Here is a 24736-nt window from a genome sequence, read left to right as displayed (position 1 = left end):
CGGATGCCCTGGCGAATCGAACCGCCAGGGCATCCGATGCGTTACAGAACCGCGCCGCGTGGTGCGATCTCCACGGCGGCGACGCCGCGCGCGTACAGCACCAGGAGCCGGTTGCCGTGTCTGCACCGAAGCACTCCGGCGTCGTCGGTAAGCGCCGCGACAGCGTGCTCGATGACGTCGTCGTCATCGACTGCGGCAGGATCCTCGTACGTGACGTCCAGATGGTCACCGTTCATGAGCCGCACCCGCAACACAACGCTCGCCATCCTCGCAGCCTACGCGCCCCCGGTGAGACAAGTGGTCACCCCGGCCACGCATGCCGGGGTGACCACGTCTCACAGGCTAGGCCCGGTAGGCCGTCCACATGTTGCTCATCCGGGTGCTCTGGCCCGGAGTGAACTGGTTGTAGCAGGTGTCGTACGAGTAGTCCATGTAGTTGTGGATCGGGTCAAGACCTGGCAGCGAGCAGGAGTCGCGGCCTTCGGGGCAGCCGTTGGTCGAGCTGCTCTGCGCCGGGGTGTCGGAGACCTCGTCGTTCGTCGACGTACAACCGCCCTGGAAGGTGTGGTACAGCCCCAGCCAGTGGCCGGCCTCGTGGGTCGCGGTCTCACCGAGGTTGTAGTTGGCGATCGAGCCGCCCGGCAGCGAGTCGAAGTGCACCCGGATGCCGTCGATGCCGGGGTTGCGGTCGTAGTCCCACGGGAACGTCGCGATCCCGAGGTAGGCGAAGTCGACCAGCCAGATGTTCAGCGCGTTCGCACCGCCCTTGCGGGTCTGCTTGCGGTACGTGCTGCTCTGCTTGTCCTTGTGCCAGTTGCTGTTGTTGAAGCGGTCGACACCGGCCAGCGAGAAGGTGAAGCCGGTGTTCGCCGCCTGCGACGACTCCTGACCGCCGTACGTCTTGTTCAGTACGGCGATCTGGTTCGTGATCTGGGCGTCGGTGACGTCACCGTTGCCGGCCGCGTCCCGCATCACGTGGACGTAGACGGGGATGCTCGCGGCAGCCAGCGCACCCTTCGGTACGGCGATGCCGCGGGCGGACCGCTCCTTCAAGCGCTGAGCGGTACGGGCCTCGATCGCCTTCTGCTCGGCGACCGAGATCTCGCGGGTGTCGGCGCCACGGCCACCCTTGGCCGCGGAACCGGCCGGTGGCACGAAGCAGTCGGCTGACGGCAGCTTGTCCACCGGGAGTTTGGCGGTGGCCTGACCACCCAGTGGGCTGAAGGTGAGCGCCGTACCGGCCAACAGGACCGCTAGCGCGCGAGGACGGGTAATGAAAGATCGCATGAAAGCGCTCCTCCGGACGGGGCCGCTGGGCGGGCGGCCGGTTGCCGGAGATCTTGCGTGGCCGGACCGCCGATCCGGAAGCGATGAGTGCCGAAATCCCCGCGATCTAGGGAAAACCTTCAGTGCGCGCGGGGGAGCCGAGACTTCCGTAGCGTTCCATCCTTTGCCAGCGCAGGCGGGAGCCGGCCAGGGCGGTGAAGACGGATTGGATGACAACGAGGTACATCAGCTGCCGGTAGACGAACTGCTGCAGCGGGAGCGTCCACAGCGGTCCGGCGCGTTCACCGTCCAGGTGGAACGCGTAGCGGCCCATGCCGAACTGGAGGGCCAGGAAGCCGAGCCAGACCAGGCCTACCCGGAGCGGGTCGAGGAAGATCAGGCCGTAGATGGCGAAGACATCCACGACCGGCGCCAGTAGCGGCAGCAAGACCTGGAACAGCAGGAGGTAGGTCAGACCGCGCCGGCCGAGCTTGCCGGCCTGGCCGCGCTGGACCCACGCACCGCGGTGCTTCCACATCGCCTGGAGGGTGCCGTAGCACCAGCGGTACCGCTGCCGCCACAACGCGCCCAGCGACGCCGGCGCCTCGGTCCACGCGATCGCACGCTCCTCGTAGACCACCCGCCAGCCGTCCCGGCACAGCGCCATGGTGAGGTCGGTGTCCTCGGCAAGCGTCACGTCACTGAGCCCGCCGATGCGCTCGAGCGCCGTACGACGGAATCCGCCGATGGCACCGGGGACGGTCGGCATGCACTCGGCCAGGTCGAACAGCCTCCGGTCCAGGTTGAAGCCGACCACGTACTCGATGTGCTGCCAGCGACCCAGCAGGCCCTTGCGGTTGCCGACCTTCGCGTTGCCCGACACCGCGCCGACGGAGGGATCGGCGAACGGCTGGACGATCCGGCGTACAGCGTCCCGTTCGAACACCGTGTCACCGTCGACCATCACGATCAGGTCGAAGTGAGCCGCCTGGAGCCCGGTGTTGAGCGCGACCGGCTTGCCGGCGTTGCGCTGCCGGATCACCCGGACGCCGGGAATGCCCATCGCCTCCACGATGTCCGCCGTACCGTCGGTGGAGCCGTCGTCGACCACGATCACCTCGATCGGGTGATCCGACCGGGCCAGCGACCTGATCGTGGCCTCGATCCCGGCGCTCTCGTTGTACGCCGGCACGATCACGCTGACCGGATCGGTCACCGGCGGACCCCAGGTCCAGTCGCGCTGCCGCGCGTGACGCCGGGCCGCGATGACGGTCGTGATGGCTCGCAGCACGCTGAGCGCGCCGGCGGCGTACAGGAGCCAGGTGAGCAGTTTCAGCACGTCGTCACTCACTCGGATCGCCCAGATCGCGGCGAGCCCGCGTCCGCGTTCCAGCAGGCTGGCGTGGCGGGTGGGCTGCGGGAGCCCGACGGCGTCGCTCACGGTGGCGAACTTGAAGCCGCGGGCCTTCAGGGTGGGGATCAGTTTGGCCAGTGCGGCGACGGTTTCACTGCGGTCGCCGCCGGCGTCGTGCATCAGCAGGATCTGCCCGCGAGTGCCGCGCGGCGTCGAGTTGGCGATCACCCGCGCGGTGCCGGGGCGGCGCCAGTCGTCGCTGTCCTGGGTGCTCAGCACGGTCAGGTAGCCGGCCTTGCGGGTGTCCTCGATCGAGGTCCAGTCGGCGTCGGTCAACGCGTCGGCTTCGGACGAGTACGGCGGCCGGAGCAGCGGCGTACTGACTCCTGTCGCACCGGCCAGGATCAGCTGGCTCTGCCGCAGTTCGAGCGACCGGCGCCAGCCCGGAACGGTGGACAGGTTCGCGTGCGTGAAGGTGTGCAACGCGATTTGGTGGCCTTCGGCAACTATGCGCCGGGCCAGCTCCGGGTGGGCGGCGACCTCGGTGCCGACGACGAAGAAGGTCGCCTTGATTTTCTGGGCTTTCAGGACGTCGAGCACCTTGGGCGTCCAGACCGGATCCGGTCCGTCGTCGAAGGTGAGTGCGATGGTGCGAGCCTTGGGCGACACCGAGCGCGGCTGCCCTGGTACGGCGTCGATCACCGGACCGCCGTTGGCGATCGCCTTCGGGACATCCTTGGTCGGGCCAACGGGCTTGACCGCGCCGTCGGCCTCCGCGCCGTACATGTGGTGCGTGTAGCCGTTCAGGAGCAGCATGCTCGACAGGCAGACGAGCAGCATCGTCAGGACCACCCAGTGGGTCCGTAGCGGCACCTGTTTGGCGCGTCGTGCGACCGGACGACTCACGGCTTGGACGGCGACTTCGTCCGGCCCGGAGGCGCGGTCGGCTTGTTGCTGCTGGTGCTGTGCGACCTACCCGGCGTCGTAGTGGTGGCCGGGGTCGATGGCGTCGGAGTCGGAGTGGGTACGACGGTCGGAGTCACAGTGGCCGCGGCCGGCGTGATGGCCTGAGTCGGTGTGCTGGTCGGCTCAGTCGTCGGCGTCGCAGGCTTCTCACTCGGCCGCACCGACTCGACGGCGGCAGGACCGGGGGACTTGACGGGTTTGTGCGCCGGCTTGACTGCCTCGGGCACCGGGATCAGCGGCGTGTCCAGGCTCGGCCCGCCCAGCAGGCTGCTCGCCATCAGTAACAGGTAGCCCACAGCCGGTACGGCGAGGACCGCGCCGGCGCGGCGGATGGTGCGATGACGGCGCCCGGTCGCATCGAGAAAGACCGGCCGCCGGGCGGAGGGCGACTTCACAAGCGCGAGATCCTACTCGCCTCATCCCTCCACAGGCACCTTCGCCGGCCCACCCGACGTACGTCAAACGCTTGTATTGCAAGGGATTCCGGCCTAGTAGCGGGTGCTGCGGCCCGAAGGAGACTGGCGACCGGACGACCGCGGACCGTAGCAAGTTTGCCCGAAAGGGCACTCGAGGTATTGCCAGGGTGACTCTGTGTCATCTACCTTTCTGGTCAGCGGCTGGGGGGTCGCCCACTGCGCAACCGAGGGGGGAGCGCGGGCCCGGGGCCGCGGGGGTGGGATCCATGGGTCTCGTACGTCGTGCACGCATTCTGGTCCACTCGCGGTTGACCGCTCTTGTCGCCGCCTTCAGCCTGTTGATCGGCTTGATCGTCTACACGCCACCACCGGCCCGTGCGGCCGAGGCCGGGGTCGACGACCTGCTGGCCACGCTCGGCTCCGGCGGTCAGGCGAACAGCCTCGCCGCGTGGACGTCGGGGCTCGCCTCGGTCGGCAAGCTGGGTGAACAGCTGCCGCTGGTCGGCGCCAGTCCTGGCGGTCTGCTCGGGCTGAACAACCTGGTCAACCAGGCGATCGCGGACGAACTGAAGACCGCGGCCGACTTCGGCGACCTGGCGGTCGATCAGCCGATCACCATCGACGGCGGCCGCACCGGCCACCTGAAGACGTCGGTCAGCGATCTGGGTGAGGGCAAGAAACTCGACATCGTCGCCACCGTCGACCGAACGATCACCAAGCAGGACCTGCGGGTCAGCAGCGCCTCGCCCAAGGTCGAGCTGGCCGTGTCCGACGGCATCACCGTGACCCTGAAGTCGCGGTTCGCGCTCAGTCTGGTCTGGACCGGACTCGCCGACGACAAGGTCTACGTGGTCCGCTCGAGCAGTACGCCGCGCCTCGACGTCGACGCGCACGCGAGTATCGACAACGCCACCGCACAGGCCGCGATCGGCATCCTCGGCGTATCGCTCACCGGCTCGACGCTCGATGTGGACGCGCACTTCGCCGGCACGGTCAGCGACCCGGACAACGACGGCAAGCTCTTCTTCAGCAACAACGGCGAGCTCGCTCAGGAGGGCTCGCTGGAGGGTCTGTTCAGCGCCGGCCTCGACCCGCAGGGATCCGCGCCGATCGACGACTCCGACCCGAACTCGCGTGGCTCGGTCCACGGCTCCTTCCAGCTCGGTGCGGCCGCGGCCGGGATCCCGGCCGCGTTGCCGAGTGACATCAGCGCGACCGTCAACGTCGACTGGAACGACATCGGCACCGGTGCGCCTGTCGTCTCCGCCCCGGACCTCGCGGCGACCGTCGGCAAGTTCCAGAACCTGAGCCTGCAGGACCTGGCCGAGGGACTCGCCCAGGTGATCGCGACGATCACCGCCGTACAGCGGGCGAAGTTCGACCCGGACCAGGACGGGCCGCTGCCGACCGTCGGTGACCTGGACCTGCCGTTCATGAAGGGCACGCTGGCCGACGCCATCCAGGTGAACCAGGTGCTCAAGGACTTCCTCGCCGCCAACACCGTGCCCGCGCCCGGTCAGCCCGGCTTCGAGCCTGGCGTCACCGACCCGGCCCAGGCGGGCAAGCCGACGTTCACCTCGCTGCAGGATCTGCTGAAGAAGCTCGACACCGCGACCGGGATCGACCTGAGCAACCTGGTCTGGGACGTGGCCACCAGCAAGCTCGCGCTCACCCTGAACATGTCGAAGACGAGCGCGCAGACCGACCTCGACCCGGTCAGCATCGAGGCGTCGGGCAAGGTGGCGAAGTACGAGCACAACAAGCTCATCGTGGCCGGTGCCGGCTGGTCGAAGGACCAGTGGGTCGGCCGCCGCATCGTCGCCGGGACCTCGGCCGGCGAGGTGCTCAAGAACGACGCGAGCACGATCGAGCTCAAGACCGACTGGATCGGCGGTCAGCCCGCCGAGAACACGCCGTACGTGATCGCGGGGTCCGAACCGCACGTCGGCGCGGTCAGCTTCGCCAACAAGATCGACCAAGACGGCCATGGCATCGTCAACGCGAACGCGGATCAGACGTTCGCCAAGGTCACCCCGTCGTTCAGCGCGGCGCTGACGCTGGTGCTGGACCTGCAGGACCCGAAGACCGGCAACGACTGCATCGGGTTCCTCGGCAGCTCGCAGGCCTGCCCGTTCACGCAGCACAACGGTCCGCTGGACACCGTCGTACCGTCGCTGCCGCTGAACACCGACCGCGTCCTGATCCGGACCGGGTCGCCGCTGTTCTCGGCCGACTTCCCGATCGACACCGCGGTGGACCTGACCGCCAACGCCGGCTTCTTCAAGGTCAAGCTCGCCGGCCAGTTGAAGGTCTGCAACTCGTCCCTCGCGGAGACCTGCCCGGCCGGTACGGCGACCGGCCACATGCTGACCGTCGGCCTCAAGCAACAGGGCGACGCTCAGCACGACCTCCGGATTTCCGAGCTCTTCAAGCAACTCGTCGACGCGCCCGCCGCGCTCCTCGACGTCGACGTGAACGTCCGTGCGTACGGCGACATGACGGTCAGCGTGCCGGATGCCGAACAGTTCCTGCCCGCGGGTGCCAGTACGACGTTCATGGCCAAGTGGACCGATCTCACCAACCCGGGCACCTTGTCGCTCGACACCGGCGACCTGACCGAGATCTTCAAGCTCGACTTCGACGAGAACGACCCGAAGGCGCTGTTCACCGCGCTGATCAAGACCCTGCAGACCCTGTCCCAGCAGCTCGCCAAGGCGAACCCGGGGGCCGGTTCCGGGGTCTACGACAAGGAGATCCCGGGGCTCGGCAAGTCGTTGCGCGATCTGCTCGTCAGCGACGAGTCGAACGCCGGCAAGGACGTCGGCTACGGCGCCGACAGCCTGACCGACGGGACCCGCTCCGAGGGCAACCTGTTCCTGCCGACGCTGGTGGGACGCTCGATCGTCGTCGGTTCGCAGGTCGCGATCGTCAAGTCCGTCTCCGGTGACGGCAAGACGCTGACCGTGACCAAGCCGTGGGAGGCGCTGCCGGCGCCAGGTACGGCGTACATGATGAGGTCGGCGCTGGACGACGTCACCGACCAACTGCTGGCGAACACCCCGGACAACATCCAGGACGCGGTCGACCTGCTGAACAAGGCGCTCGGCACCGACAGTGTGAAGTTCCGCTATCTGGAGCAGAACGGCGACCCGAACCTGGTGCTCGACGTCGACTGGAAGCGGAAGTACCGCGCGGCGTCTCCGGTCAAGCTGTCGCTGGGTTCGCTGAACGGCGCCGACCAGACCTTCGCCGGCGCGCAGGCCAGTGGCCTGGCTCAGGTGGATGTCGACGGGCGGATCAAGGTCGGCCTGGTCCTGCCGCTCAAGGCAGGTGAGGGTCCGGCGGACGCCGCGTCACTGAAGGTGCTGGAGGACTCCTCGATCAGCATCGGTGCGAAGGCGAAGCTGGAGAACGGCGTCATCCAGGGGGTCGTCGGGCCGCTGTCGATTGCCCTCGGCAACCCGGCCGCCGCGGCACCCAACACGGAGAAGGCACAGGCCAAAGCGGACCTGAGCATCGCGCTGGCGAAGTCCGGTGCGGCCGCGGACACCCCGGTCTCGTTCAGCGACTTCCTCGGCGCAGTCGGCGTGAACTTCAACGCTACCAACGGAACCGTGACCTGTGGCGAGTCGGTCACCACCCCGCTGATGGTCTGCGGCAACCTGCCGATCTACCTCAACAACACCGGCACCGAGGCGGGCTGGCAGCAGATCGGCACCATCGCGCTGCGGGTGCCGGACTCCGACAACCCGGCTGACCTGGTCGACCTGGACGACAACCTGCCCGCCCCGGACGACGCATTGAAGGAACTGCAGCTCCCGGATGACCTCGGCGATCGGCTGAGTGCCGCGCTGCTCGACTTCAAGAACTTCGGCGACGGCATCGAGGGCTACCTGGCCGCCGTCGAGCAGGCGTTCCGTACGGCGAGCCTGCAGGGCAAGCTGCCGCTGGTCGGCGACGACCTGCAGCAGGGTGCCGACTTCATCGGTGACCTGCGGGCCAAGCTGCGCGCCTCGATCTGGAACGAGCTCCCGGGCGGTGGCCGGCCGGCCAACTCCAAGGAGTTCGAGGACTTCATCAACTCGCGGCTCGCGACCGCGCTGGCCGAGATCGACATCGCGGCCACCGATATCGACGTCACCTTCGACTGTGCCGAGGCGCTCGAGGTCTGCCCGCTGGACAAGATCACCGGTGCGTACCTCGACTTCACCGCCCAGCGCGGGAAGGTCAGTCCCGGCAAGGGATGTGTGAACGACGACGCGCTGAAGGACTGCTTCCACACGAACGTCCCGCTGGACATCGGCATCCCGGGCCTGGCGCTGCGGCAGGGCAAGGGCGGCACCGACGGCATTACGGTCGACGCCGGCTTCGCACTGCACTTCCGCCTCGGCCTGACCAAGGCGGACGGGTTCTTCATCAACACCCACGACGGCTGGGGTCCGGACAACAAGGCCCTGCCGGAACTTCAGGTCGGACTGGCGTTCGACCTGCCGGACACGATGGTCGCCGAGCTCGCGTTCATCAAGATCAACGTGGACAAGGCCGAAGGCGGCCTGCACGACCCGACCCTGCCGCTGTTCGCGGGGACGTTCCAGGTCGACCTGAAGGCACCCGGCGACGGCGACTGCCGCAAGGGTGACGAGGGCGACGCCTGCAACGGGACCGAAGCGAAGATCAAGTTCGCCGACCTCGGCAACACCGAGGGCCTGTTCGGTGTCTCGATCAAGGGTGACTTCCTGCTGGACTGGGTCATCCAGGCCGAGGTGGGCGCACCGGAGGACGAGAAGTCCGCGTTCCCGGGAGTCCGGGCGAACTTCCAGCTCAAGTGGTCCTTCGACAACGAGGCTCCGGACACGAAGGCGCCGACGATCGCCTTCAAGGAGGTCGGCATCAGTGCCGGGTCCTTCTTCGAGGAACTCCTCGGTGACGTGGTGAAGGAGATGAAGCGGGTCACCGGGCCCCTGCAGCCGGTGATGGACACGTTGTACGCGCCGATCCCGGTGCTGTCCGACCTGAGCCGGATGGCCGGTGGCGACGACGTCACGCTGATGACACTGGCGAAGACGTTCAGCACCATCGCCGGTGGGCCGAAGCTGGAGTTCGTCGACAAGATCAAGGCGATCATCGAGTTCATCAACCGGTTGCCCAGTTGCAGCTCCAGCAAGGACTGCTACGTGCCGCTGGGCGAGTTCGAGATCGACGGGGACAAGGCACTCACCACCAGCAATTCGCCGACCACCGCGGACAAGCTGTACAAGTCGTACACCGAGGCGGACCCGGCCGACGTCAAGAAGGCGCTGAACGAGAAGAACGACAACCCGGACGCGGAGGGCCACGACGTCTTCGGCGGTGTCGGGCTGGCCGCGGCCGACGGTGACGCGGACAAGTCCGGCTTCACCTTCCCGATCCTGGAGTCGCCGGCCAAGGCCTTCAACCTGCTGATGGGCGGCGACGTCACGCTGGTCGAGTTCGACTCCGGTCCGCTCACCCTCGGTTTCAGCTGGCGGCAGTCGTTCGGCCCGGTGTACGCACCGCCGCCGGTGTTCGTCACGCTGGCCGGCTCGGCCTCGGTGAGCCTGCACATCGTCGCCGGCCTGGACACCTACGGCATCCGCAAGGCGGTCGAGGCGCAGCAGAACGGCGCACCGGTCAAGGCGGTCGACGTCCTCGACGGGCTGTTCTTCAAGACCGTCGACAAGGACGGCGCGCCGCTGCCCGTCGTCCAGCTCACCGGTGAGATCGCGGCCGGCGCCGCGGTCAGCGCGGTGATCATCACGGTCGGCATCGAGGGCGGTCTGCGGCTGACCATCGGCTTCTACTGGAACGACCCGAACAAGGACGGCAAGTTCCGGGTCAGCGAGTTCCTGCACGCGGCCCTGAACAACCCGCTCTGTCTATTCACGGTCAGCGGCCGGCTGTCGCTGTTCCTCCGCGTCTACATCACCATCGGCGTGAGCATCTTCTCGGTCACCTTCAGCTTCACGCTGGCCGACGTGACCCTGCTCGACTTCTCGGTGGCACCGGACTGCTCACCACCACCGCCGAAACTCGGCGGCACGGTCGGCGACACGCTCGTCGTGTTCGCGGGCAAGTTCGGCAAGGACGCCCAGCGCGGTGCGCCCTGGACGAACGACGCCGAGCCGGTGGAGAAGGACACGGTCAAGGTGATCTCGCTGCACTACGCGCAGACGAAGACCGACCCGACCGGTGCCAATGGCAACTTCGACGGCTTCGCCGTGGAGATGCTCGGCGAACGCCGCGAGTACCTGGACCCGAACCTCAAACGGGTCGTGGTCGACGGCGAGGAGTACACCAAGCCGATGGCGGTCACCTTCATCGGCGACGGCAAGAAGGAGACGAACGGCAACGCGGGCAAGACACCGGCGATCTTCGACAAGGACGCGGTCGTGATCGGCGGCAAGGCGGCCGACGTGATCACCACCGGACGCGGTCTGTCGTACGTCGACGGCCGCGAAGGTGACGACATCATCGTCACCGGCGACACCGGCGGTGCGGACTCGAAGGCTGTGGTCGCCGGCGGTCCGGGCAAGGACACCATCACGGTCGGCAACGGTGACGACAAGGTCGCCGGTGACGCCTCGCTCGGCAACGCCCGGGCGGAGCAGACGGTCACGCACAACGCCCAGGACGGCGGCAAGACGAGCAAACTCGCCGACGTCATCAACTGGTCCGCGCTGGCCAGCGTCGACCCGACCGCGACGGACGCGGGCACGGGCGACGACACCATCGGCCTCGGCCTGGGCACCAACAGGGCGCGGGGCAACGGCGGCGTGGACAAGATCGCGGTCGCGGCCGACGCGCCGGACGGATCCAAGAAGGCCGGCGTCAACACGCTGATCGGTGACGGAGGCAGCGACCGGCTCACCGGCGGCTCCAACGCCGACCGGATCTTCACCGCGGCCGAGAGCGAGTTCGGCGTCGACGCGGCCGGGCCGGACGACGGGGACGCGGTCAACGTCGTCGACACCGGAACCGGCAACGACCAGGTCTGGGGTAGCAACGCGATCGAGACCGTCACCAGTCATTCGCTGGGCAACCAGGGTGCGACGATCCGGGGCGGCGGCAAGAACGACGTCCTGACCGGCGGCTTCGGCACCGACGCGGTGTACGGCGGTCCCGGTGACGACTACGTGATCGCGGAACCGGCCGCAGTCCACGACACCGGAAAGCAGGACGGCATCTTCGGCCCGCTCCTCGACGTCGAGGTGCAGCCATTGCCAGCCGGGGTGCAGTCGAACCCGAAGACGCTCGTCGGCGGTCTGGGCAACGACCACATCTACGGCGGCGATGGACCGGCGACGATCTTCGGTGACAAGCGCATCGACGCGGAGAAGTGCGTCGCCGGTGCGCCGGTCACCTCCGACCCGGTCGACGAAAGCACCAGCGCGGGCACCGGTGACGGCAACGACCGGATCCTCGGCGGTGCGGCCATCGACACGGTCTCGGCCGGCGGCGCCGACGACCTGGCTGAAGTTGCTGGCGGCAACGACATGGTCTGCGGCCAGCAGGGCAAGGACACCCTCCGCGGCGGCGGCGACGCCGACAAGCTGTGGGGCGGCTCCGAGTCCGACATCCTGTACGGCGACGCCGGGCCGGACGAGGTCTTCGGCAACGCCGGAAACGACACCGATTACGGTGGTCTCGACCCGGATGTTGTCGAAGGCAACAACGGCAAGGACTGGCTGACCGGTGGCGACGGCAACGACGTGCTGTACGGCGGAACCCGGGCAGCCGACCGCACCGACACCGGTGACGACGACCTGTACGGCGACCTCGGCAACGACCGGCTGATCGGTGACAACGGCACGGTCGGCGACCTCGCCGTACCGCTCGACCTCGACGGCGCGACGCCGGCCGCCGGGACGGGTGACCGTATCCGCGGTGGTGACGGCGACGACACGGCGTACGGCGGACTCGGCAGCGACATCGTCGATGGGAACGGTGACAACGACCATCTGGAGGGCAACAACGACTCCGACGTCGTACATGGCAACGCTGGTGAGGACGCCATCGCCGGTGGCTCGTTCGAGCAGGCTTCGGCCGGTGTCGGGCGACCGGATGCGGGCGACCTACTGTTCGGTGACGACGGGCCGGACCTGCTGGCCGGTGACAACGCGGTCCTGACCCGGACCGCTGATCTGGCAGCGACGACTCCGGTGACGTGGCAGCGTGGGTTCGCACTAGGACATGTCGTGACGCTGCTCGATCTCGGGTTGACGCCGGTGGCGAACACCTCTGGCAACGACCAGATGTCGGGTGGCGACGGTCAGGATGTGCTCTACGGCCAGGGCGGTGAGGACCGGGCCAAGGGCGACGGCGACGACGACTATGTAGAAGGCGGTCAGGCGAGCGACTGGATCGAAGGCGATCTGGCCGACGACGACCTGGTCGGCGGCAGTTCGACCCCGCTGAACGGTGCGACCGGTCAGCAGGACACCGCTGACGCCATCTTCGGTGGGCCGGGAGACGACGTGGTCACCGGTGACAACGCCGCCGTACTGCGGCCTGCCGCTGCGCAGACGCCGACGCGGGCAACGGTCCGCGTGGGGAGCGACGCTCTCATGGCCAAGCGGATCGTGAACCGCTACGACCTCGCGGCACTGCCACCGGCCGACAGGTTCGGTGCTGACCGGATGTCGGGTGGCGACGGCGTGGACGTCATGTACGGCCAGGACGGTGGGGACTTCATCTCCGGAGGCGCCCGCGCGGACTACGCCGAGGGCAACGGCGGTGCAGACGTCATGCGCGGTGACCTGTCGCTGGCCGGCGACTCACCGTTCACCACCGTCCAGCCACTGCCCGACCCGGGCTGGCCTGGAGCGGCGAGTGCGGCCGCCCTGCTCGAAGGTGCGACGGCACCTGACGGCCAGGACGACCTGATCGGTGGTAGCTCGGCGAAGGGCTACCGGGACACCGGCGACACGATCGAGGCCGATGGCGCGGACGACGTCGTACTGGGTGACAACGGGTCGCTGGTCCGGACTGTCACCGGTGCGACCGAGCGGGTCTACGCGGACCGTTATCCCAACGGGACTCCACCGGCCGACGCGACCGTGGCCCGTACGCACGATCCGGACCTGGGCGACCCGAGCACGCGGTTCTGCACCGAGGCGCAGGCGACGTGTGAGGTGGCCGGAGCCTTCGGCGCCGACACCCTGTACGGCGAGGCCGGCGACGACGGGATCTGGGGTCAGGACGGGAACGACACCATCTTCGGCGGGCAGGACGACGACGACCTGTACGGCGAGCTCGGTGACGACACCGTCTCCGGTGAGGACGGCGAGGACGCGATCCTCGGCGACCGCGGCGGCGTGGTGAACCAGTACCTGGACACCGGCGACAGCCCGGCCCAGTTCACCTTCACGCTGACCTCGCCACCGGCCGAGACGTACGTCGGCTTCCGGCGTACGGCGTACGACCGGCGGGTCGACCTCGAGCACGACGTCGACGGCGACCAGTGGATCGGTGCCTCGACCGCGGCGGAGATGCCACACGATGGCATCACCGAAGGCGGCCGGGACCGGCTCCGGGGTGGTGCGGGTGCGGACAACATCCACGCCGGGTACGGCGACGATCTCGCCAACGGTGACAGCGGTGGCGACCAGGTGTTCGGTGCCGACGGTGAGGACGTGCTGTGGGGCGGCAAGGGCTGTGATCCGGTCCTCGACGCGACCACGCCGGACTGCCAGAAGAACGGTGCGTTCGATCCCGACGCTCGCGGGACGAACGACCGGTTCGTGGACCACGTCTTCGGCGGGGTGGGCGAGTCGGATCCGGCGTTGAAGGACGTGTCCGGGTCGGACCTGCTCGACTTCAACCCGCGTGGTTCCTTCCCCGGCAACTGTGCGCCGGGCAACTGGCCGGTCACGACCAACGGGGTCACCGTGGACCCGTGCCTGTGGTTCCAGCTGACCGGCAAGGACGACGACACGGCCGACCCGGCGACGCTGCGGAACAACAACCACCACCAGGGCACGGACTGGATCTACGGTGGCTGGGACCGCGACGTGATGCAGGCGGACGTGGCAGAGAACGGGCCGAACCCGGGCGACCGGCTGATCGACTGGAACGGCACCTACAACCTGTACACCCACTGCAACGCGGCGTACGGCGGCTTCAACGACGTCCGGCAGCACTCGCCGGCCATGCACGAGTTCCTGACGTCAGTGGCGTGGGGCTCCGGCGCCGGGCGGGCCGCGACCGACGTCACGACGGCCGGGACGTCGGCGTACAGGGAACTCGCGTTCGCCTACAACCCGGACTACAACAGCCACGCGGTCGGACCGGCGTACCCGGACACTCCGGGGCACTTCGACGACCCGGTGGCCTGTTCGGACTGAGCGATCGGGTGCGCCGGGCTGCACCTTCACGCGGTCCGGCGCACCGGAGTGAACACTCGGGAGCAAAACACCCCACCATGCATGCTCTGGGGGTGGAGGTGGCTACTGTCGTCGGGTGCAGAAATGGCCTGGACGTCCCTATCCCCTCGGAGCCACGTACGACGGCTCCGGGACGAACTTTGCGGTGTTCTCGGAGGTTGCGGAGCGAGTAGATCTGGCCCTGGTCGGCGACGACGGGTCCGAGCAGTTGGTGCAACTGACCGAGGTGGACGGCTTCGTCTGGCACGCCTACCTGCCGTCGGTCGAGCCAGGCCAGCGGTACGGGTTCCGCGTGCACGGGCCGTACAACCCCGCCGAGGGACACCGGTGCAACCCGTCCAAGCTGCTGCTGGACCCGTACGCGAAGGCCATCACCGGCCAGATCGACGCTGACGAGTCACTGTTCAGCTACCGGTTCGCCAAGCCGGACGAGCTGAACACGATGGACAACCGCGAGCACACCATGCTGTCGGTGGTGACTAACCCGTTCTTCGACTGGGGCAACGACCGCCCACCCGGCCACGCGTACCACGAGACGGTCATCTACGAGGCGCACGTGAAGGGCCTGACCAAGACCCACCCGGCGCTGCCGGAGGAGATCCGGGGCACGTACGCCGCGCTGGCGCATCCGGCGATCATCGAGCACCTGAAGGAACTCGGGGTGTCGGCGATCGAGCTGATGCCGATCCACCAGTTCGCCCAGGACGGGCACCTGCAGGAGCGCGGGCTGTCGAACTACTGGGGTTACAACACCATCGGCTTCTTCGCGCCGCACAACGACTACGCCGCCAACGGCACCCTCGGCCAGCAGGTGACCGAGTTCAAGACGATGGTGAAGGCGCTGCACGAGGCGGACATCGAGGTGATCCTCGACGTCGTCTACAACCACACCGCCGAGGGCAACGAGTTCGGCCCGACGCTGTCGTTCAAGGGCATCGACAACGCGGCGTACTACCGGCTGGTGGACGCGGACAAGCGGCACTACTACGACACCACCGGCACCGGGAACAGCCTGCTGATGCGGCACCCGCACGTGCTGCAGCTGATCATGGACTCGCTGCGCTACTGGGTGACCGAGATGCACGTCGACGGGTTCCGGTTCGACCTGGCGGCCACGCTGGCCCGGCAGTTCCACGAGGTCGACCGGCTGTCGGCGTTCTTCGACCTGGTCCAGCAGGACCCGGTGGTCAGCCAGGTGAAGCTGATCGCCGAGCCGTGGGACGTCGGCGACGGCGGCTACCAGGTGGGCAACTTCCCGCCGCTGTGGACCGAGTGGAACGGGAAGTACCGCGACACCGTCCGGGACTTCTGGCGTGGCGAGAAGTACACCCTGGCCGAGTTCGCCTCCCGGCTGACCGGCTCCTCCGACCTCTACAAGGACGACAGCCGCCGCCCGCTGGCCAGCATCAACTTCATCACCGCGCACGACGGCTTCACCCTGCGCGACCTGGTCTCCTACAACGACAAGCACAACGAGGCGAACGGCGAGGGCGGCAAGGACGGCGAGAGCCACAACCGCTCCTGGAACTGCGGTGTCGAGGGTGCGACCGACGACCCGGAGGTGCTGAAGCTCCGGGCCCGGCAACAGCGGAACTTCCTCACCACGCTGCTGATCTCGCAGGGCGTGCCGATGATCGCCCACGGCGACGAGCTCGGCCGGACGCAGAGCGGCAACAACAACGTCTACTGCCAGGACAACGAGATCGCCTGGGTGGACTGGAACCTCACCGACTCGCAGAAGGACCTGCTCGAGTTCACCCGCGAACTGGTCAAGCTGCGCAACAACCACCCGGTGCTGCGCCGCCGGCGCTTCTTCCACGGCGACACCGGCGTGGACGGTCTTGGTGACCTGGTGTGGTTCACCCCGAAGGGCACCGAGATGCAGAACGGCGACTGGGGTCGCGACGACGCCCGGGCGATCGCCGTCTTCGTCAACGGAGACGCGATCTCCGAGCCGGACCTGCGCGGCGAGCCGGTCGTCGACGACTCGTTCCTGATCCTGCTGAACAGCAACTACGAGCCGCTCGACTTCCTGCTCCCGGCCAAGGAGTACGGCGAGAACTGGACAGTGGTGGTGGACACGACAAGCGCCCGCGGTGGTGCGAGCGACGAGCCCCGCCCGGCCGGCAGCACCATCCGGATCGAGGCTCGCGGCACGCTGGTCCTGACCCGCCCGAGGCAGGCCGCCGGATGACGGGGGTCCCGCAGGCCACCTACCGGCTGCAGTTGCATGCCGGTTTCGGGTTCGACGACGCCGCTGAGGTCGTCCCGTACCTGCACAGCCTCGGGATCTCTCATGCTTACCTGTCCCCGATCCTCCAGGCCGCGCCCGGCTCCACTCACGGGTACGACGTGGTGGACCACAGCCGGCTGTCGGAGCCGGCGGGTGGTCGCCCCGCGTTCGACCGGCTGGCCGCTCGGTTGGTCGACCACCGGATGGGTGCGGTGGCGGACGTCGTACCGAATCATGTGGCTGTGCCTACTCCGGCGCGGCTCAACAAGGCGCTGTGGTCGGTGCTGCGGGATGGCCCGGGGTCGCCGTACGCGGAGTGGTTCGACGTCGACTGGGGGTCGGGTAACCAGCCGTTGCTGATGGCCGTGCTGGGTCAGCGGATCGGCAAAGTGCTGGCCGATGGGGAGCTGTCGGTCGACGGCGACGTACTGCGGTACTACGACCACGAGTACCCGCTGCGGCCTGGCACAGAGGGCCTGCCGATCGCGGAGCTGGTGACCGAGCAGTGGTACCGCCTGGCGCACTGGCGGGTCGCTGACGAGGAGCTGAACTACCGGCGCTTCTTCGACGTCGACACCCTCGCTGCTGTGCGGGTGGAGACGCAGGAGGTGTTCGAGGCCACGCATGAGCTGCTCTTCGCGCTGCTGCACGAGGGCAAGCTCAACGGCTTCCGCATCGACCACCCGGACGGTCTGGCGGACCCACGCGGGTACTTGCGTCGTCTGGCCGAGCGCACTGGCGGTGCGTGGGTTGTAGTGGAGAAGATCCTCGAGGGCGATGAGGAGCTCCCGCGCGACTGGCCCTGCGCCGGCACCACTGGGTACGACGCACTGTTGCGCGTGGGCGGGCTCTTCATCGACCCAGCCGGCGCTGCACCGCTCGCGGCCTTCCACTCCGAGCTCACTGGTGAGCCGGCGGACTTCGGGCCGGTAGTGGAGGAAGCCAAACGGGAGGTGGTGAAGCACGGGCAGTACGCCGAGGTGCACCGGCTGGTGGAGTTGCTGGCTCGCATCTGCCAGGACGACGTCCGTCTGCGCGACCACACCCGCCGTGCGTTCCATGAGGTGGTTGTGGAGTTGCTGGTCAACTTCGACCGCTACCGCGCGTACGTCGTACCGGGGGAGCAGCCGTCTGCCACAGCTGTCGAGGCGCTTGAGCACGCCGCTTCGAAGGCTCGCTTGCAGCTGGATGAGGATCGCCAGGAGACGCTGGACGTCGTACTGCACCTGCTGCTCGGCCGGGAGACCGGTACGGCGAGCAGGATCGACGAGCACGCGCGGCATGAGCTGATCGTGCGGTTCCAGCAGACGTGCGGACCGGTGATGGCCAAGGGAGTCGAGGACACCGCGTTCTACCGGTGGTTCCGGCTCTCGTCGCTCAACGAGGTCGGCGGGGACCCGACGCACTTCGGGGTGTCGCCGGAGGAGTTCCACGCCTATGCGGCCCGGCTGAACCAGCACTGGCCGAAGACGATGACCACGCTGTCCACCCACGACACCAAGCGGTCCGAGGACGTGCGTGCCCGGCTCGGTGTGCTGTCGGAACAACCGGCTGCGTGGGCGGAGGCAGTCCGCGAGTGGCGGCGGCTGTCCGAGGACCACCGGAGTCCGTTGCTCGACGGCAGCACGGAGTACCTGTTCTGGCAGACGCTCTTCGGCACCTGGGACGACGGCCCGCTGCCAGAGGACCGCCTGCAGGGCTATCTCCTCAAGGCGATCCGGGAGGCCAAGCGCCACACCACCTGGACCTCCCCGGACGAGGAGTACGAGCACGCCGTCGCAGCCTTCACCACTGCAGTCCTCGCAGACGCTGCTGTCCTGGAGTCCGTACGACGCTTTGCCGCGCGGCAAGCCGAGTTCGTCCGCGCGGCCACGCTCGGACAGAAGCTGGTGCAGCTGACGATGCCCGGCGTACCGGATGTCTACCAGGGCACTGAGCTGGTCGACCTGTCACTCGTGGACCCGGACAACCGGCGGCCTGTCGTCTACCAGCACCGCATTGCTCGGCTGCACCGGCTGGACGACGGCGCCAAGCCCGACAACCTCTCGGACGAAAAGCTCCTCGTCACCTCCCGCGCACTCCGCCTCCGTCGGCAGTATCCAGACGCCTTCGCCGGCAGCTACACCCCGCTGCCCACTTCCAACGGCCACGCGGTCGCCTTCGCCCGCGGTGACGCGGTCATCACGGTGGCAACCCGTCTGCCCGCCGCACTGCATCGGCTCGGTGGCTGGGGCGACAGCACGGTCGTCCTCCCGAGTGGGCAATGGAAGAACGTGTTGACCGGTCGTGAGGTGGGTAGTGGAGCAGCCCGCATCCACGAGCTGCTGGAGGACCTCCCGGTAGCCCTGCTCGTGAGGAGCTGAGCCCTTGCACACCTTTACTGTCTGGGCACCTGACGCGTCGTCAGTCGACCTGGTGCTGACCGACAGCCGCCGCGCTCTGGTTCCGCGTGATGGCTGGTGGCAGCTGGAGGTCGCCGAGGCTGGCCATGGGACCGACTACGCGTTCTCCGTCGACGGCAGCGAGCCCCTGCCCGATCCACGCAGTGCCTGGCAGCCGTACGGCGTACACGGCTTCAGCAGGGTCTTCGACGAGGACAGGTATGACTGGACCGACAAGGACTGGGCCGGCCGGGACGTGCGCGGCTCTGTCTTCTACGAGCTGCACATCGGCACCTTCACCCCAGAAGGAACGCTGGAAGCCGCCGCCGGACACCTGGACTACCTGGTGGCACTGGGCGTCGAGGTCGTGTCGCTGATGCCAGTCGCAGCCTTCCCCGGTCAGCACGGCTGGGGGTACGACGGTGTCCACCTCTACGCCGTGCACGAGCCGTACGGCGGCCCGGAAGCGCTGCAACGGTTCGTCGACCGCTGCCACTCCGCCGGCCTGGCTGTCTGCCTCGACGTCGTCTACAACCACCTTGGGCCGAGCGGTAACCACCTAGCCTCCTTCGGGCCGTACTTCACCGACCGGCACACCACGCCTTGGGGTCCGGCGGTCAACCTCGACGACCCCGGCAGCACCGATGTGCGCCGCTGGATCTGCGACAACGCGCTGCGCTGGTTCCGGTCGTTCCACCTCGACGCTCTGCGACTGGACGCCGTACACGCGCTGGCTGACGACAGCCCGACCCACGTGTTGGCTCAGCTGTCGTCAGAGACGGCTGAGTTGTCGAAGGAGGTTGGCCGGCCGCTCGGGCTGGTGGCGGAGTCAGACCTCAACGACCCGCGCATGGTCGAGCCGGTGGACGACGGCGGCTTCGGTATGACGGCGCAGTGGAGTGACGACTTCCACCATGCGCTGCACACGCTGCTGACCGGTGAGCGAGCCGGGTACTACGTGGACTTCGGTGAGCCCGGTGTGTTCGCCAAGACGCTGACGCAGGTGTTCCTGCACGACGGGTCGTACTCCACGTTCCGCGGCCAGGACTGGGGGCGTCCGGTCGACCCGGCCCGGCACCGGGGCGGCGAGTTCTTCGCCTACACCTCGAACCACGACCAGGTCGGCAACCGTGCGCTCGGCGACCGGCCCGCGCTCACGCCAGGGCAGCTCGCGATCGGGGCCGCGCTGGTGATCACCTCGCCGTACACGCCGATGCTGTTCATGGGCGAGGAGTGGGGCGCCTCGACACCGTGGCGCTACTTCACCGATCACGACGAGCCTGAGCTGGCCGAGGCGGTTCGCACCGGTCGCCGGCGCGAGTTCGCCGAGCACGGGTGGGACGCGGAGGAGATCCCGGACCCGCAGGACCCCGAGACCTGGCGCAGTTCGGTCCTCGACTGGTCCGAGCTCGACGAGTCACCCCACCGCGAACTGCTCGCCTGGTACCGCGACCTGCTTGCCCTGCGCGCCCGTACGCCCGACCTGCGCAACGATCGCCTCGACTCGGTCGACATTGCGTACGACGTCAACGGGGACTGGCTGGTGATCACCCGCGGACGTCTTCGCGTGGCGGTGAATCTGGCCGATCACGAGGCCGTGGTGCCGGTCGACGGCGTCCCGTCGTACCAGGTGATGGCCTTCGGCACGGCCGAGGTGGTCACCGATGGTGTTCGCCTTGCCGAGCACGGGGTTGGCATATTCGCCGTCTGAGAACGTCAAGCATTTAACGGGTTTGGCCCATTATTGACGTCAAACCGCACACAAGACGGCGTTGAATTGTGTTTGGTAATGGGTTTTTCCGGAATTGCTTGTGTCGCAGGCCATTCGTGACGGAATGTGGGAATCGCCAGCAGGGGACCGGGGGGTCGAGGGAGGACGAGCGATGACATTCGGAGGCGTCGACTCTTACTACGACTACGAAGAGAAGCAGTGGAAGAGCCGGAGACTGGGTGGCGGCCCGATCCGCCGCGGCCCGGTATGCCCGGCGCCACGGACCGAGCACGTGCTGCACGAACCGCAGCGTGAGCGGCATCCGGCCGGCCGCGACCATCTCACCCGGGACGACAAGACCAAGTCCGTTCTCGGCTGACAATCCGGGTGGCAGGGCCCGCCAGACCAGGTCACCCACAGAACATCCGCAGCGGCCGCCGAGCCGGAACCCGACGGCCGCTGCGGCTTGCTCTGCTCTCAGGCTGGAGGGTCTGCCAGCCACGCCAGCAAGCGGCCCTGCGACCAGCAGCGGCCAATGGCCTCGGCGCGCATCGTCGAGTGATCGAACCCAGCCAGGCCGATGATGCTGTGGCCAGAGGCGCGGCGATCGCCCAAAGTCGGGATCGACGGCGCGACGCCGACCCCTTCGACTGAAACCAACGCCACCGTCCGTCCTGTTGCCGCCTCGTCGAGTCGGTGCAGGAAGCGCAGGCGGCTCTCGAGCGAGAGGCGCGACAGGGACCACGTCGTGGTGACGACAGGCAGGGCGCCCGCAGGCACCTGTACGAAGGCGTCTGGCAGCGCCTCGACGGCGTCACCTTGGATCAGCAGTGGAGGAGCTGTCGCGGCCAACGCCAGCTCCGCGTCGAGCCTCGCGACCTGCTCCAGCTGATCCGGCCACACGCAGGCGCGCATCCATCGAGCCTCATCCGCGTCGGTCACGTCGACCGGATCGAGGTCGACGCCGACCCGGGCCACGACCTCGGGCATCGCCCGCGTTGGCAGGGCCCGGTCTCCCACGATCTTGGCCGATTGCTGCACGGGAGATGACGGGTCGCCCAGCGATTGCCCGTTGCTGTAGCTGATGCCAACGCGGTCGACGTTGAGATTGAGCCCGGCCGAGCAGCCCACGTCGATCAGCCCGATCGCATCCGCACCGACCCGGCGGGCTGCCTCGGCAATGGCCGGATACAGCACGGCGCAGCGTCCGGCCTCGTTGGTCCGCAGCGGCCGACGTACGGCGATGGCCACAACCGAGTCGGTCATCCGCAACAGAGTGTCGACCGCCGCCTCGGCAGCAGCGTCGCCGTCCCCAGCGGCATACGCCGCGGCGAGCTCCGGGGCCCGCCCGGCGAGGGCGAGGTCATGCAGCGCCGCGAGGATCACCGTCGGGTGCCGCTTCCGCGCCGGCGCCGCCTCGATGGCGCGCAGCGCTTCGTCGGACTCGCTCAGGGCGACCGCGACGCGCTCGTACAACGGGGACTGGGCGGCATCGACCTCACCGAAGTGCCGGTACACCTGAGCGGGTGTGCGGGCCCTACCCATGAGCATGGCTCTTCCTGCTGTCGGGCATCCCGGGGAGTCTAAGTGACAAACCAGACAAGGGCTCGAAGTTTCTAGTTACTACCTACTAACTTAGCTGGCATGTCGCCATCCCGGATGACCGGTCAGGAGCGCCGCGCGCAGGTGCTCGCCGTTGCCGAGCAGGAGTTCGCCGTGGCCGGGCTGCACGGCGTGTCGACCGAAACGATCGCCCACCGGGCAGGCATCACCCAGGCCTATGTGTTCCGGCTCTTCGGCACCAAGAAGCAACTGTTCCTCGCCTGCGTCGACGCCGCGTTCGAGCGGATGACACTGGCGATGCTCGGCGCCGGCGGTGCAAGCGGGCTCGAGGCGCTGACCGCGATGGGCCGCGAGTACGACGCCATGCTCGCGGACCGCACCACTCTGCTGCTGCAACTGCAGGGCACGACCGCTGCAGCCGCTGGGGACCCCGAGGTGCGCGACGCGGTCCGGGCCAGCTTCGGCCGGCTCTGGCAGGCCGTCGCCGATACCGCTGGGCTCGATCCGGTCGCAATCAAAGCGTTTCTGGCCTTCGGCATGCTGCTCAACACCGGAGCCGCCCTCGAGTTGGCCGAGGTCGATGAGGGATGGGCCCGGCAAGCACGCACGCGCATCCAGCCCGGACTGTTCAACCACATCACCACCGAGACCAACCAATGAGCACCAGCACCCGTATGAGCCCGCCACCGGCATGCCTATGAACACCGCCACCGGCACCAGGTTCCTAATTCCCGTCGTCGTTTTCGTCGGTCTGGTCGTCGCAGTTGTCGGCAGTCTGGGTGCTCCGCTGATCACCGCGGTCGCGCAGCAGTACGACGTCTCGCTGGCTGCGGCGCAGTGGACTCTGACCATTGCGTTGCTGTCCGGCGCGCTCGCCACTCCACTGCTGGGCCGGCTCGGCTCTGGCCCTCGCCGGCGAACCGTCGTACTGGCTGCTCTCGGCGTCGGCGTGGCCGGCAGCGTGCTGACTGTGATCCCACTGCCCTTTGCCTTGCTGCTCATTGGCCGTGCAGGTCAGGGGGTCGGGCTGAGTCTGACTCCGCTGATGATGGCCACCGCCCGCGATCACCTCGACGAGGCGCAGTCCGGTAGCACGATCGCGCTGCTCTCGGTCGCCTCCACCGCCGGCATTGGTGTCGGCTATCCGCTGGCTGGGCTACTCACCGACCTCGCCGGCATCCGCGCTGCCTACGCCCTCGGTCTGGTCGTCACCGTCGCCGCACTGGGCGCGGCCATCGTCGTACTGCCGCAGGCACCGGCCAGATCGTCCGCACGTGTTGATGTGCGCGGGGCGGTGCTGCTGACTGTGGCGCTGCTCGCGTTGCTTCTCGTTATCAGTCAGACCACGCTGTGGCGCCAGCACGCCACTGCAGCCGCAGCCGTCCTCGTGGTCTCGCTGCTGTTGCTTGCCGTGTGGGCGGTCCTCGAGGCGCGCACCGTCAAGCCGCTGGTCGACGTACGACTCCTTCGTCACCCTGCTGTCGCCGCCGCGAACCTGGCGATGCTCACCGGTGGTGTCGGCATGTATCTGCTGCTCAGCCTGATCACCCGCTACGTCCAGACACCCACCACCTTTGGGTTGGACACCTTCCAGGCTGGGCTCGTGCTCGTCCCGTTCTCGCTGCTCGGCTTCACCGCCGGCAAGCTCGCGCCGCGCCTACGCACCAAGCTCAGCGCCCGCACACTGCTCGCCGCCAGCACAACGGTCGTCCTGGCCGCTTTCCTGCTCTTCGCGCTAGCCCGCGGTCACTTGGCCGAGCCGGTGATCGCGATGAGCATCCTCGGCTTCGGCGTCGGCGCGTTCTCGGCAGCCATGCCCGCAGTCATCCTTGCGGTCACTCCCAAAGCCGAGACCGCCAGCGCCATGAGCGTCAACCAGGTCGTGCGCAGCGTCGGCTTCTCCATCGGCAGCGCCCTCGGCGGCCTCATCCTCGCCAGCCACACCACCAACGTCTTCCCCCGCGAGTCCGGCTACACCACCGCCGCCTGGACCGGCGCCGTCATCACCGTGGCCACCCTCCTCACCATCGCCTCTCTCAAGTCGCGCTTCGCTCGCCGGTGAACAGGCCCGTAGGTCGCGATGTCCGGATGCGGCGGAGTGCGTGATACCCGGCGACCGCATCCTTGCTCCTACCCTCCGCACTGTGGCGTGGCGGTGATCAGACCCGCTCGCGGCTAGAAAGGTGGTGGGTCATCGGCGGGTAGGCGCCGCGGACCAGGCGTGGGCCGATTGAGGACGTCGCCGGAGCCGTCCGGAGCGACGTACGCGTCCCGAATTCCGGTGCGGATGTCCGTGCCGGCGCCGGTGCCGCTGTCGGTGTGGGTGTGGGTGTGGGTGTTGTGGTTGGGGTTGGTGATGGGGCCGCGGGCGGGTGGGACGGTGGTGTGGCGGTGGCCGGTGGGGGTGGTGAGGGTGATGGAGCCGTCGGGGTGGCTGGTGGTGGTC

13 protein-coding genes are annotated in these 24736 nt (G+C 68.2%); 7 read left to right on the top strand and 6 right to left on the bottom strand.

Annotated features, from left to right (window positions below; genetic code table 11):
• Window positions 1-41: 41 nt before the first annotated feature.
• From EV646_RS15360 to EV646_RS15345, 4 genes are all read right to left on the bottom strand, one after another.
• The gene (locus EV646_RS15360) at window positions 42-266 is read right to left on the bottom strand and encodes a hypothetical protein (RefSeq protein ID WP_132148989.1); all 225 of its coding nucleotides are present in this window, start codon (window positions 264-266) and stop codon (window positions 42-44) included.
• A 76-nt stretch (window positions 267-342) separates the two neighbouring features.
• On the bottom strand, window positions 343-1287 hold the full coding sequence (locus tag EV646_RS15355; protein ID WP_132148987.1) for a zinc metalloprotease: 945 nt from the start codon (window positions 1285-1287) through the stop codon (window positions 343-345).
• A gap of 106 nt (window positions 1288-1393) precedes the next feature.
• Window positions 1394-3526, bottom strand: a complete 2133-nt coding sequence (locus EV646_RS15350; RefSeq protein ID WP_241995985.1) for a bifunctional polysaccharide deacetylase/glycosyltransferase family 2 protein — start codon at window positions 3524-3526, stop codon at window positions 1394-1396.
• Window positions 3523-3981, bottom strand: a complete 459-nt coding sequence (locus EV646_RS15345; RefSeq protein ID WP_132148985.1) for a hypothetical protein — start codon at window positions 3979-3981, stop codon at window positions 3523-3525. The genes EV646_RS15350 and EV646_RS15345 overlap by 4 nt, the downstream gene beginning before the upstream one ends.
• Before the next feature lie 287 nt (window positions 3982-4268).
• Between EV646_RS15345 and EV646_RS15340 the strand changes: the two genes are divergently transcribed.
• The 5 genes from EV646_RS15340 (at window position 4269) to EV646_RS15320 (ending at window position 21106) form a co-directional block, all read left to right on the top strand.
• The gene (locus EV646_RS15340; protein WP_132148983.1) at window positions 4269-14363 is read left to right on the top strand and encodes a calcium-binding protein; all 10095 of its coding nucleotides are present in this window, start codon (window positions 4269-4271) and stop codon (window positions 14361-14363) included.
• 115 nt (window positions 14364-14478) lie between these two features.
• Window positions 14479-16596, top strand: a complete 2118-nt coding sequence (gene glgX / locus EV646_RS15335; RefSeq protein ID WP_132148981.1) for a glycogen debranching protein GlgX — start codon at window positions 14479-14481, stop codon at window positions 16594-16596.
• Window positions 16593-18998 (top strand): malto-oligosyltrehalose synthase, encoded by a 2406-nt coding sequence (gene treY, locus EV646_RS15330; protein ID WP_132148979.1) that lies wholly within the window; start codon window positions 16593-16595, stop codon window positions 18996-18998. The genes glgX and treY overlap by 4 nt, the downstream gene beginning before the upstream one ends.
• A 4-nt stretch (window positions 18999-19002) precedes the next feature.
• A complete protein-coding gene (gene treZ / locus EV646_RS15325; RefSeq protein ID WP_132148977.1) occupies window positions 19003-20727 on the top strand; it encodes a malto-oligosyltrehalose trehalohydrolase in 1725 nt (574 codons plus the stop codon).
• Between the two features lie 172 nt (window positions 20728-20899).
• Entirely contained in the window at window positions 20900-21106 is a 207-nt protein-coding gene (locus EV646_RS15320) for a hypothetical protein (protein WP_132148975.1), read from the top strand.
• 98 nt (window positions 21107-21204) lie between these two features.
• Here the strand turns inward: EV646_RS15320 and EV646_RS15315 are convergent, their stop codons facing one another.
• Entirely contained in the window at window positions 21205-22278 is a 1074-nt protein-coding gene (locus EV646_RS15315; protein WP_199236993.1) for a DUF2332 domain-containing protein, read from the bottom strand.
• 93 nt (window positions 22279-22371) lie between these two features.
• On the opposite strand from EV646_RS15315, the gene EV646_RS15310 reads away from it, so the two are divergent.
• Both EV646_RS15310 and EV646_RS15305 read left to right on the top strand, forming a co-directional pair.
• Entirely contained in the window at window positions 22372-22950 is a 579-nt protein-coding gene (locus EV646_RS15310; protein WP_199236992.1) for a TetR/AcrR family transcriptional regulator, read from the top strand.
• A gap of 37 nt (window positions 22951-22987) precedes the next feature.
• A complete protein-coding gene (locus EV646_RS15305) occupies window positions 22988-24352 on the top strand; it encodes an MFS transporter (protein WP_132148973.1) in 1365 nt (454 codons plus the stop codon).
• Between the two features lie 113 nt (window positions 24353-24465).
• Here the strand turns inward: EV646_RS15305 and EV646_RS38875 are convergent.
• A partial coding sequence (locus EV646_RS38875; RefSeq protein WP_199236991.1) for a hypothetical protein occupies window positions 24466-24736 on the bottom strand: 271 nt, incomplete at its 5' end.

It is taken from the genome of Kribbella antiqua (assembly GCF_004345665.1).
Lineage (GTDB): Bacteria > Actinomycetota > Actinomycetes > Propionibacteriales > Kribbellaceae > Kribbella > Kribbella antiqua.
The sequence above is the reverse complement of the archived record's forward strand: the minus strand, read 5'-3'. Positions and strand labels throughout refer to the sequence as shown.

Coding starts and splice junctions, on each gene's coding strand:
- EV646_RS15320 (WP_132148975.1), top strand. CDS start 20,900: ATGACATTCGGAGGCGTCGACTCTTACTACGACTACGAAGAGAAGCAG.
- EV646_RS15355 (WP_132148987.1), bottom strand. CDS start 1,287: ATGCGATCTTTCATTACCCGTCCTCGCGCGCTAGCGGTCCTGTTGGCC.
- treY (WP_132148979.1), top strand. CDS start 16,593: ATGACGGGGGTCCCGCAGGCCACCTACCGGCTGCAGTTGCATGCCGGT.
- EV646_RS15360 (WP_132148989.1), bottom strand. CDS start 266: ATGGCGAGCGTTGTGTTGCGGGTGCGGCTCATGAACGGTGACCATCTG.
- EV646_RS15315 (WP_199236993.1), bottom strand. CDS start 22,278: ATGCTCATGGGTAGGGCCCGCACACCCGCTCAGGTGTACCGGCACTTC.
- EV646_RS15310 (WP_199236992.1), top strand. CDS start 22,372: ATGTCGCCATCCCGGATGACCGGTCAGGAGCGCCGCGCGCAGGTGCTC.
- EV646_RS15305 (WP_132148973.1), top strand. CDS start 22,988: ATGAACACCGCCACCGGCACCAGGTTCCTAATTCCCGTCGTCGTTTTC.
- EV646_RS15340 (WP_132148983.1), top strand. CDS start 4,269: ATGGGTCTCGTACGTCGTGCACGCATTCTGGTCCACTCGCGGTTGACC.